The following is an 11,939-nucleotide window of genomic DNA, read 5'->3' on the forward strand; positions in this document are numbered from 1 at the left end:
GTCCATGGCCTGCGCGCGCCCGCCCGGCGCCGGTGGGCCGGGGCGGCCCGCGGGCAGGGCGACGGCGGCCGGTGCCGGCCACCCGTTCGGGGTGGGACCGGACACCGGCCGCGTCGGTCCGAGCCGTGCGGTGCCGGTTCGGATTACTTCTGCTTGACCTCGACCTGGGTGAAGACCGGGTCGCCGAACGAGTCGAACTTCACGTTCTGGACGTTGTTCGAGTAGCCCGAGTTGGTCTTGTAGTACCAGAGCGGGATGGCCGGCATGTCCTTGGCCAGCTGGGCCTCGGCCTGCTGGTACAGCTCGGCGGTCTTCTCGACGGTGGTGGCCTTGTCCGCCTCGGCGGCCAGCTTGTCGAAGTCCGGGCTGGAGTAGCCGGCGTCGTTGGCCGCGGCACCGGTGCCGTAGACGTCGCGCAGGAAGTTGGCGTTCAGCGGGTAGTCCTGCACCCAGCCGGTGCGCATCATCGACTGGACCTTCTTGCTCTTGATCAGGTCCCGCGAGGTCTTGAAGTCCGGCTTCGGGTCGCCGAGGCACTCCACGCCGGTGGACTGGCGGATGGAGTTGCAGACCGCGTCCACCCACTCCTTGTGGCCGCCGTCGGAGTTGTACACGACGGTGATCTTGTTGCCCGGGACGCCGCCGCCGGCCTGGATCAGCTCCTTGGCCTTGGCCGGGTCGAACTTGCAGAACTCGCCGCAGGTGCCGGCCTTGTAGCCCATCGCGCCGGGGGCGACCCAGCTGTCGGCGGGCTGGCGCGAGCCGTTGAGGACGGTCTTGGTGATGGTGTCGCGGTCGATCGCCATCGACAGGCCCTGACGGACCTTGGCCTTGTCGACACCGCTCCAGTCGCCCTGGTAGAGCGCGAAGCTGATGTTCTGGATGGCGCCCTGGGCCTGGTCGACGGCGCGGTCGCCGAGGTCGCTCTTGTAGGAGGCGAGGTCGCTCGGGTCGACCTGGTCGAGCACGTCCAGGTTGTCGGAGACCAGGTCCTTGTAGGCGGCGTCGGCCTGCGTGTAGTTCTTGAAGACGATGCCGCCGTTCTTCGCCTTGTCGGCGCCGGCGTACTTGTCGTAGGCGGCGACGGTGATCGCCTTGTTGTGCTCCCACGAGACGAACTTGTAGGGGCCGTTGCCGATCGGCGACTGGCCGTACTTCGCCGGGTCGGTGAAGAACGCCTTCGGCAGCGGCGAGAAGGCGGTGTAGCCGAGCTTGTACTGGAAGTACGAGACCGGGCCGGTCAGCTCGATGGTGAAGTGGGTGTCGTCCACGACCTTGAGGCCGGACATCTTGTCCGCGGTCGGGTCGCCCTTCTCCGGGTGGACGGCCTCGAAGCCGGCGATGTCGGAGAACCAGTCGGAGTTGATCTGGCCGTTCTTGGTGTTGGCGGACCAGTTCCAGGCGTCCACGAAGGACTGCGCGGTGACGGGGGTTCCGTCGTGGAAGGTCCAGCCGCTCTTCAGCGTGACGGTGTAGTGCTGGGCGTCGGTGGTCTCGATCTTCTCGGCGACCTGGTTGCGCAGCTTGCCGGTGGCGGGGTCGTAGTCGACCAGGCCCTTGAACAGCTGCTTGATGACGCGGCCGCCCTGGTTCTCCATGGCGTTGGCCGGCTGGAGCGGGTTCTGCGGCTCGGCGCTCTGGTAGCTGAAGGTGCCCTGGGCGTTGACCGCGCCGTCGGACGAGCCACCGCCGGACGTACCGCTGCTGCCGCAGGCGGTCGCGGCGAGGGCGACCGCGACGGCTGCGACGACCCACTTGGCCTGGCTGGCACCGCGCATGGGTGTGCCTCCTGAATCCGTGTTGCAAACGTGGAGGGCACCGCACTCGCGGTGAACGGCTTGGGCGCCGGAACCGGACGGTGCCTCCTCGCCCGAGGTTCGGCGCGCACCCCTGCGCGTGACCCGTGACCCGAGCTCGACTGTCCCACTATCGGACACCGCGAGATGCGGATCGGACCATTACGGATCTCAATTTGGTCACATGCGCGACGAATTGGTTTCACAAATTGGACATTGAGGGCATACCCAACCGGCATCAAACGGACAGTCGTCGCGCATGACGGACGGTCACGCACGATTACCGGACATCGGCGGCACTCCGGATACCGGACACCCGGCCCGGTCCGCGGGCAGACGAACGGCCGGCTCCCGCCCCGCGGAGGGGTGGGAGCCGGCCGTTCGTCTGCCGTGCTGGGGCTTACCGGGGCGTCAGCCCTTCTTGGCGCGCGAGGCGGTGCGGCCGCGCTCCTTCTGGTCCAGGACGACCTTGCGGATGCGCACGGTCTCCGGGGTCACCTCGATGCACTCGTCCTCGCGGCAGAACTCCAGCGACTGCTCCAGCGAGAGCTTGCGCGGCGGCACGATCGACTCGGTCACGTCCGCGGTCGAGGACCGCATGTTGGTGAGCTTCTTCTCCTTGGTGATGTTGACGTCCATGTCGTCGGAGCGGGAGTTCTCGCCGACGATCATGCCCTCGTACACCTCGGTGCCGGGGTCGGTGAAGAGCACGCCGCGCTCCTGCAGGTTGGTCATCGCGAAGGCGGTGACCACACCGGCGCGGTCGGCGACCAGCGAGCCGTTGTTGCGGGTCGTCAGCGCGCCGAACCACGGCTCGTAGCCCTCGTGGATCGAGTGCGCGATGCCGGTGCCGCGGGTGTTGGTGAGGAACTCCGTGCGGAAGCCGATCAGGCCGCGGGACGGCACCACGAACTCCATGCGGACCCAGCCCGAGCCGTGGTTGGACATGTTGTCCATCCGGCCCTTGCGGATGCCCATGAGCTGGGTGACGGCACCCATGTGCTCCTCGGGCACGTCCACGGTGAGGCGCTCGACCGGCTCGTGGGTCTTGCCGTTGACCTCGCGGGTGACGACCTGCGGCTTGCCCACGGTCAGCTCGAAGCCCTCGCGGCGCATGGTCTCGATCAGGATGGCCAGCGCCAGCTCACCGCGGCCCTGCACCTCCCAGGCGTCCGGCCGCTCGGTGTCCAGCACGCGCAGCGAGACGTTGCCGATGAGCTCGCGGTCCAGGCGGTCCTTCACCTGGCGGGCGGTGACCTTGCGGTCGACCTTCGCGCCGGACTTGGCGTCGGCACCCTTGCCGGAGCCGCCCTTGCCGACCAGCGGCGAGGTGTTGGTGCCGATGGTCATCGAGATGGCCGGCTCGTCCACCGTGATCAGCGGCAGGGCGATCGGGTTCTCGGTGTCGGCCAGGGTCTCGCCGATCATGATGTCGGAGATGCCGGCGACCGCGCAGATGTCACCCGGGCCCGCCACCTCGGCCGGCTTGCGGGTGAGCGCCTCGGTCATCAGCAGCTCGGAGATGCGGACGTTCTGGATCGAGCCGTCGCGCTTGATCCAGGCCACCGTCTGGCCCTTGCGCAGCTCGCCCTGCTCGACGCGGAGCAGCGCGATGCGGCCGAGGAAGTTGTCGGCGTCCAGGTTGGTGACGTGCGCCTGCAGCGGGGCGGCGTCGTCGTAGGTCGGGGCCGGGACGTGCTCCAGGATGGTGGAGAAGAACGGCTCCAGGCTGGTGGAGTCCGCCGGGACGGTGCCGTTCTCCGGCTTGGTCAGCGAGGCGACGCCGTCGCGGGCGCAGGCGTAGACGATCGGGAACTCGATCTGGTCCTCGTCGGCGTCCAGGTCCAGGAACAGGTCGTAGGTCTCGTTGATGACCTCGTCGATCCGGGCGTCCGGACGGTCGGTCTTGTTGATGCAGAGGATGACGGGCAGCCGCGCGGTGAGCGCCTTGCGGAGCACGAACCGGGTCTGCGGCAGCGGGCCCTCGGAGGCGTCGACCAGCAGGACGACCGCGTCCACCATCGACAGACCGCGCTCGACCTCGCCGCCGAAGTCGGCGTGGCCCGGGGTGTCGATGATGTTGATGGTGATCGGCGCGCCACCGTCCTTGGGGTGGTACTTGACCGCGGTGTTCTTCGCGAGAATGGTGATGCCCTTCTCGCGCTCCAGGTCGTTGGAGTCCATCATGCGGTCGTCGAGCTGCTGGTGGGCGGCGAAGGCGCCGGCCTGCTTCAGCATGGCGTCGACCAGGGTGGTCTTGCCGTGGTCGACGTGGGCGACGATGGCGACGTTACGGATGTCGTTGCGCGTGGGCATGCGGAGCGGAATCTCCCGGTTCGTGGGTTTCGGCGCCCGGCTGCGTGACGCCGACTTGCGATCCCTGTCGATCGCGGCCGCCCGTTCCGCCTGCTACTACCGGTCCACCCGCCGGGCACACCATGCCACGGCTCCTCCTATGGTACGGGGATTCGTGTCAAGGGCCGAAACCGCCGGTGGCACCGGGTGCAAGATCACATCGGGCCGGGGGGCCAGCCGTACCCGTCCGATGCCCGTCCGATGCCCGTCCGATGCCTGTCCGACGGGCGACCGGTGCCTGAGCCCGGTCAGTCCTGCCGGAAGCCGACGTCCTGGTAGCGCGGGGTGGTGAAGCCGTAGGCGCCGGCCCCGGCGACCCCGTTGCGGACGGCCACCAGGTCGGGGCGGCGGTACAGCGGGACGACGTCGGCGAGCTGCCAGAGCCGGGCGTCGGCCTGCTGGAGCAGGCTCTGCCGGGCGGCCGGGTCGAGCTCGGCGGCGGAGCGGTCCAGCAGCCGGTCGATCTCGGCGGTGCCGCCGCGGCCGTAGTTGCGGCCGACCACCGGCAGGCCGTCCGGGCCGGGCTGCGGCTTGGCGTACAGCGGCCGGGTGTCGGAGGGGTAGGCGCTCGCCGGCCAGGAGAACAGCGCCAGGTCGAAGTCGCCCTTGACGAGGTGGTCGCTGACGAAGGTGTCCGCGGGGACGGGCTTCGCGGCGACCGCGATGCCGGCGGCGGCGAGGTCGGCGGTGAGCGCGTCGGCGGTCCGGCGGGCGGTGGTGGAGTCGTCCGGGATGAGCAGGGTGAGGGCGAGCTTCTTGCCGTCCTTGCTGCGGGTGCCGTCCGAGGAGGCCCAGCCGGCCCGGTCGAGCAGGGCGCCGGCGGCGGCCGTGCCGAGCGCCCGGCTGTTGTCTCGGTAGCCGTCCTGGCCGGCCACCAGCAGGTGGTTGCCGAGCGGGACGGCGCCGAGGCCGAGCGGGCCGAGCGCGGCGGTGGCGGTCTTCTGCCGGTCGACGGCACGGGCGACGGCCTGCCGGACGGTGGTGTCGGTCAGCGGGCCGCGGGCGGTGTTCAGGGTGAGCTGCGTGAAGGCCGCGGCGGGCGCCCGGTGCAGGGTGAGGCCGGGCAGCGTCTCGGCCCGGTGCAGGGCGTGCGCGGAGGCCTCGACCATGGCGGCGGCGTCCGGTGGCGCGGCGGCCGTGGTGCCCTCCGGGACGGCCCGGTCGACGGTGGCGGTGACCGCGGCGATGTCGAGTTCGTTCTTGGCGAGCGCGTCCAGCCGGCCGGAGGCGGGGACGGCCAGGAAGTCGATCTCCTGGGCCTTCGCCGGGTCGCCCCACCAGCGCGGGTTGCGGGTCAGCACGGCGCGGCCGCCGTCCTTGTCCCAGCCGGTCAGCGCGAACGGCCCGGCCGAGGTGCGGAAGCCGCCGTCGAGCGGCTGGTTGAAGGCGTCCGCGGTGGCCGTCCGGGCGGCCGGATACAGCGGGGAGAAGAGTGAGCGCCAGTCCGCGTACGGCTGCTTGAAGACGACCATGACCTCGTGCGGCCCGCTGCCCTGGGTGACGGAGGCGATGGCGTCGTAGCCGGCCGGGCGGTCGCTGCGGAAGGCCGGGTCGGCGCCGGACAGGGCCTTCCACTGGGCGGTGAAGTCGGCGGCGGACAGCGGCGAGCCGTCGCTCCAGACCGCGGCGGGGTTGAGCCGGTAGGTGACGGTCTGCGGGCTGCGGCCGGCCGGGGTGGACTCGGCGCCTGCCAGGTAGTCCGGGTCGGGGGTGGCCCGGCCGCGGTCGTCCAGCCGGAACAGGCTCGGCAGCAGGGCGCGGGCGATCAGTTCGGAGTCGGCGTCCGCCGCGGGCTGGTAGACGTTCAGGGTGGCCGGGACGGCGTCGACCGCCCAGCGCACGGTGCCGCCGTCCCGGGTGTGCGCGCGGTCCGCGGCGGTGACGTCGGAGACGGCGGGGCCGTCCGAGGAGCCCCCGGTGCAGCCGGCGAGCCCGGCGGCCAGGCAGAGGGCGGCGGCCGCGGCGGCGGCCCGGTCGGCGGCTCGGCTGGCGCGCATGCGCTCCTCCGTCGGGGTGTGGCCGGCCCGAGGAATCCGGGAGTGCACCCACTGAAGGCCATGCGGCGCGCCCGCCCGCAGCGACACGGCGCCCGGGCGGGCAGATCCACCCGGGCGGCGTAGGGAGCGGCGTCAGAGCGCCAGTTCGAACCAGACGATCTTGCCGTTGGGGGTGCGGCGGCTGCCCCAGCGCTCGGCCAGCAGGCTGACCAGCTGCAGGCCGCGCCCGCCCTCGTCGGTCTCCTGGGCCCGGCGCTGCCGGGGCTGCGCGTAGCCGTCGTCCCAGACCTCGCAGACCACCGTGCGGTCGCGCATCAGCCGCAGCCGGATCTCGCCGCGGCCGTGCCGCAGCGCGTTGGTGACCAGCTCGCTGACCAGCAGCTCGGTGGTGTCGACCAGTTCGTCGAGGCCGCGGTTGATCAGCCAGTCGCAGGAGTTCTCGCGGGCCTTGCCCACCGAGGTGGGTTCGGCGGGCAGCTTCCAGTCCCCGACCGACTCGGCGGGCAGCGCCTGGACCTTCGCCATCAGCAGGGCGATGTCGTCCTCGCCGTGGTGCGGGATCAGCTCGTCGAGCACCTCGTCGCAGAGCTGCTCCAGGTGCTTGGAGCCGTGGGTGAGCGCGGCCCGGAAGGCCCGCAGGCCCTCGTCCAGCTGGTGCTTGCGGGACTCCACCAGGCCGTCGGTGTAGAGGCCGAGCACCGCGCCGTCCGGCAGCGTGATGGTGACCTCCTCGAAGGGCTCGCCGCCGACGCCGAGCGGCAGGCCGGGCGGGACGTCGAGCATCCGGGCCGGCTCGCCGGGGCTGAGCAGCGCGGGCGGCAGGTGGCCGGCGCTGGCGAAGGTGCAGCGCTGGGTGACGGCGTCGTAGACGGCGTAGACGCAGGTAGCGAGGTAGACCTCGGCGCTGCCCTCGCCGGAGGTGCCGCCGGTGTCGCCGTCGCCGAGGCCGCGGGCGATCTCGTCGAGGGCGCCGAGCACCTCGGCCGGGTCGAGGTCGAGCATGGCGAGGGTGCGCACCGCGGTGCGCAGCTGGCCCATGGCGACGGCGGCGCGCAGGCCGCGGCCCATGACGTCGCCGATGACCAGGGCGGTGCGGCTGCCGGGCAGCGGGATCACGTCGAACCAGTCACCGCCGACCTCGGTGTTGTTGTTGCTGGGCAGGTAGCGGCGGGCGATCTCCAGGCCGGTGGCCGCCGGGTTGCCCGGGGGCAAGAGGCTGCGCTGGAGGATCAGCGCGCGCTCGTGCTCGCGCCGGTAGAGCCGGGCGTTGTCGACGCAGACGGCGGCGCGGGCGACGAGTTCCTCGGCGATGGCGACGTCCCGCGCGTCGAAGGGCTCGGAGCCGATCGCCCGGGAGAGCTGGACGAGGCCCAGCACCTGGTCGCGGGCGACCAGCGGGACGACCAGGGTGGAACGCAGCAGCGGGTCGGGGCCGGGCTGCGGGACGACGCTGCGGCCGGTGCGCAGGGCGCGGGCGTGCGGGGAGCGCGGCGGGTAACAGAGGGTGCCGCCGGCCTCCGCGACCGGGACGGCGGCCAGGCCGTCGCCGAGCACGGAGGAGGCGCCGCCGACGACGCTGGAGACGGCGACCCGGCGCAGTTCGCCGGAGCCGTCGAGCAGGCCGGGACCGCCGGAGAGCGGACCGGAGTCGCCGGTGAGCAGGGCGGTGTAGAGGTCGACGGTGGCGAGGTCGCAGAACTGCGGGACGATCACGTCCAGGAGTTCCTTGGCGGTGGTCTCCAGGTCGAGGGTGGACCCGATGTGGGTGCTGGCCTCGTTCAGCAGGGCGAGGCTGCGGCGGACGCCGGCGGCCTCGCGTTCGGCGACGTGCCTGCTGGTGACGTCCTGCACCTGGCCTGCCACGCCGAGCGGGGCGCCGCCGGGACCGTTCAGCCGGAACAGGGCGGCGGACCAGCGTCGGCGGCCGTCGCGGGTGCCGGGGGCGGGGACGCCGCCGCTGAAGCGCAGGTCGAGGATGGGCTCGCCGCCGGTCAGCACCTTGCGCAGGGCGACCTGCAGCCGCTCGGCCTCGCTGGGGGCGAAGAGCTCGGCGGGGGCGAGGCCGGGGAGGTCCTCGGGGTCGCGGCCGACGCAGGCCGCGAAGGCCGGGTTGACCCGCTGCAGGCGCAGGTCGGGGCCGAAGAGGAAGAAGCCGGTGGGGGTCTGGCCGAAGACCGCCTCGGAGGCGGCGAGGCCGTCCTCGACGGTGCGCAGCCGGCCGACGTCGACGGCGAGGCAGGTGGCGCCGGCGGCGGGGCCGCTGTCGACGGGCATCAGGTAGAGCTCGGCCAGCCCTTCGCCGCCCGCGGTGTCGCGGTACGGGGTGGTGCCGGTCCACTCCTCGCCGGCGAGGACGCGTTCGAGGCGGGCGCGGCCGCGCTGCCAGTGCTCGCGGGGAACGAGGGTGGTGATGGGGTCGGCGCCGAGGGCGTCCGTGGACGGCACGCCGAAGAATTCGGCGGCCCGTCCGCTCCAGTGGCTGATCCGGCCGTCGGGGCCGATCGCGAAGGTGGCCACCCTCAGGTAGCCGTAGATCGAGCCGGGTTCGCCGGGTCCGCGACCGCCGGCGTCGCCGCGCGGGACGACGCCCTCGTCGTCGGGTGCGCCGGGCTGTCCGGGCACGGCGGCATGACCGCTGCTGCTCGGCGCCTGCGGCGCCGGAATGCTGTTCAACGGACCGACCCCTCCAACCAGTGCCCATCCGGATGTCGAGAAGACCGAGTATTCATCATCCGGGTGCGAGCGCACACGCCCCCGAGCATCACAACATCGAATCGGGGGAGGCCCGCGCGGTGCTCCTTACCCGGCCGTCGCTGTTCGAACCGGCCTGGTCTGCACGGATCGGGCAGTTCGGTCAAGAGCTCGGTCGGACATGGCTGCGTCGTGCACGGATCTGGCAGGATCGATCCGGCGTGTGTCTCGAAAACGCCTACGGATTCGGGCATTTCATCACATGACACATCATCAGCGCCAGCCCGCCGAAATACCGGTTCCGCAGTGTTCCGCAGCAGGTCGCGCGAGGGTCACGGACCGGTCGCCCGGCGGCGGAGGGCCGGCGCGGCCCGCACTCCGAAACCGGAAAAGTCAGACTTTATGGGTCCGCCTGCCGGACGCCGCCGCCACCGTCCGCACCGGCGCGCCTGCACCGCGCTCCGCTACCGCGGGCGACGGCCCTACTCCTCCGAGTAGCCGGCCTCGGGGTCGTCCGGGGAGAGCTCGAACCAGACGACCTTCCCCATGCCCTCGGCCCGTGCGCCCCAGCGCAGCGCGAGGCGGCGGACGAGCTCCAGGCCACGGCCGCCCTCGTCGGCCTCCGCGGCGTGCCGCTCGCGGGGCGGGTCGGGCAGTGGGTCGCTGATCTCCACCAGCAGCATCTCGCCGAGGGTCAGCCGGACGCCGATCGGCGCGCTGGCGTACCGGACGGAGTTGGTGACCAGTTCGCTGACCAGCAGCTCGGCGGTGTCGGTGAGGTGCTCGACGCTCCACTCGGCGAGGGTGCCGCGCACGAGGCGGCGGGCCCGGGAGACGGCGGTCGGCTCGGCGGGCAGTGTCCAGCCGGCGGTCGGGGTGCCGGCCTCGCCGTGGCTGAGCCGGGCGAGCAGCAGGGCCACGTCGTCGGGCTCGCGGCCCTGCTCCATCGTGTCGAGAACGGCCTCGCAGGCCTGCTCGATGGAGGCGTAGGGCTGCTCCAGCACGCTGATCAGCCGGCCGAGGCCGACGTCGAGGTCCTTGTCCCGGGACTCCACCAGACCGTCGGTGCACAGGGCGAGCAGGGTGCCCTCGGCCACGTCCAGCTCGACCGACTCGAAGGGCACGCCGCCGACGCCGAGCGGGGCACCGGAGGGCAGGTCGAGGACCTGGCCGACGCCGCCGGGCAGCGGGCCGCCGGCGGCCGGGGCCGGGCCGTCACCGTCCTTGGGCACCACCAGGACGGGCGGGATGTGGCCGGCCTTGGTGACGGTCAGCCGCCGCCGGACGGGGTCGAAGACCGCGTACACGCAGGTCGCGAGCAGCGCCTCGTCGGGGCCCTGGGCGAGGTCGTCGGCGAGCTCGTGGACGTGCCGCAGCAAGATCTCCGGCGGCAGGTCGAGGGCGGCCAGCACGCGGACGGCGGTGCGCAGCCGGCCCATGGTGGCGGCGGCCCGCAGGCCGTGCCCCATGACGTCGCCGACCACCAGGGCGGTGCGGTCGCCGGGCAGCGGGATCACGTCGAACCAGTCGCCGCCGACCTCGGTGCCGCTGCTGCCGGGGACGTAGCGGTAGGCGACCTCGACGCCGGTGGGCTGCGGGACCTGCTGGGGCAGCAGGGTGCGCTGCAGGGTGAGCGCGGCGGTCCGTTCGCGGGCGTAGAGGCGGGCGTTGTCGAGGGAGCTGCCGGCCCGGTCGGCGAGTTCGACGGCGAAGGCCAGGTCGTCGCGGTCGAAGCCCTCGCGGTAGCCGGCCCGGCTGACCACCAGCAGGCCGATGACGATGCCGCGGGCGCGCAGCGGGACGACCAGCCGGGAGTGCACGCCGAGCTCGTGCGCGGCCTGCGCCTTGGGGTCGCCGGGGTAGCTGAGGTCCTCGGACTCCTCTTTGCCGCTGAGCAGCTCGGGGATGCCGGTGCGCAGCACCCGGCCGAAGGCAGACTCCTCGGTGAACGTGATCCGGGCGCCGCGGCGGAGCATCACCTCGACCTCGGGGCCGTCCTGGACGGAGGCGGTGCCGAGCTGCAGCAGCGAGGTGCGGCGGTCGTGGCCGTGCCGGGGCAGGTCGTCGCCGTGCGCCACGGCCTGCAGCAGGATGACCGCGGAGTAGTCGGCGAGCCGCGGCACCACGGCGCCGGCGAGCTCCTGGGCGATCCGGGAGGCGTCGAGGAGGTCGCCGATCCGGGAGCCGAACTCGTTCAGCAGGGAGAGCCGGCGGCGGGCGTGCTCGACCTTGGAGACGGCCCGGTAGCGCTCGGTCACGTCCATGACGGTGCCGGAGATGCCGAGCACCCGGCCGGCCCGGTCGGTCATCCGGCTGTAGGAGATCGAGCGGAAGCCGGAGCGGGCGGTGACCGGTGCGGCGAGGGTGACGTCGATGACCGGCTCGCCGGTGGCGAGGACCTGCCGCTGGATGGCGGTGATCTCGTCGGCGGCCCGCTCGGGGAGGGTCTCGCCGGTGGTGCGGCCGACGTGGTCCTCCATCGGGACGCCGTTCATCTCGGCGAGGGTGCTGTTGACGGCTGTGTAGCGCAGCTCGGTGTCGAGGACGGCGATGCCGAGCGGGGACTGCTCGAAGAGGGCGTCCCGGACGGCGAGGTCGCGTTCGACCGCGGCGACGGTACGGGCGTCGGCGAGCGCCACCTGCAGGAAGGGCGTGCCGTCGCCGTCGACGAGCAGTGAGATCCGCACCTCGACGGGGACGTTCACCCCGTCGCGGTCGGAGAGCCGGGTGATGCCGTGCCAGCCCCCGACCCGCAGCGTCTCGTGGATTGCCTGGGTGGCCTGGCCGATGAGCTCGGCGTCGTCGATCAGCTGGTCGATCCGGCGGCCGACCAGGAGTTCACTCGGCCAGCCGAGCATCTCCTCGGCGGCGGGGCTCCACAGGACCACCCGGCCCGAGGTGTCGAGGATCGCGATGGCGACCTTGACGACGTCGAAGAGGCTGCCGCGGGCTGGCTCGGCGACCTTGGCGCCGGCGGCGGGGGTGCCGGGGAACGGCAGGATCGGGCGGCCGCGGGGCGAGGCGGCGGGCGGGATGTCGCGGGGCTGCGGGCTGGGCCGGGTCTGCTCGGCGGGGCGGCTGCGCCCGCCGCGGCGCAGCC

General features: G+C 72.7%; 5 protein-coding genes. All 5 read right to left on the reverse strand.

Annotated features, from left to right (window positions below; genetic code table 11):
* Positions 1-143: 143 nt before the first annotated feature.
* Positions 144-1,778, reverse strand: coding sequence for an ABC transporter substrate-binding protein (locus KSNIM_RS15625; protein ID WP_263103817.1), 1,635 nt, complete (start codon positions 1,776-1,778; stop codon positions 144-146).
* Positions 1,779-2,207: 429 nt separating this feature from the next.
* The gene (typA, locus tag KSNIM_RS15630; protein ID WP_263103818.1) at positions 2,208-4,112 is read right to left on the reverse strand and encodes a translational GTPase TypA; all 1,905 of its coding nucleotides are present in this window, start codon (positions 4,110-4,112) and stop codon (positions 2,208-2,210) included.
* 287 nt (positions 4,113-4,399) lie between these two features.
* Positions 4,400-6,148: an ABC transporter family substrate-binding protein gene (locus KSNIM_RS15635; protein ID WP_263103819.1), complete on the reverse strand. Its 1,749-nt coding sequence runs from the start codon at positions 6,146-6,148 to the stop codon at positions 4,400-4,402.
* Between the two features lie 132 nt (positions 6,149-6,280).
* The gene (locus tag KSNIM_RS15640; protein ID WP_411543721.1) at positions 6,281-8,821 is read right to left on the reverse strand and encodes a SpoIIE family protein phosphatase; all 2,541 of its coding nucleotides are present in this window, start codon (positions 8,819-8,821) and stop codon (positions 6,281-6,283) included.
* Between the two features lie 500 nt (positions 8,822-9,321).
* Positions 9,322-11,939 (reverse strand): SpoIIE family protein phosphatase (locus tag KSNIM_RS15645; protein WP_317634025.1); only part of this gene is annotated, 2,618 nt, incomplete at its 5' end.

This window comes from Kitasatospora sp. DSM 101779, assembly GCF_025655475.1.
In the GTDB taxonomy this organism is placed as follows: domain Bacteria; phylum Actinomycetota; class Actinomycetes; order Streptomycetales; family Streptomycetaceae; genus Kitasatospora.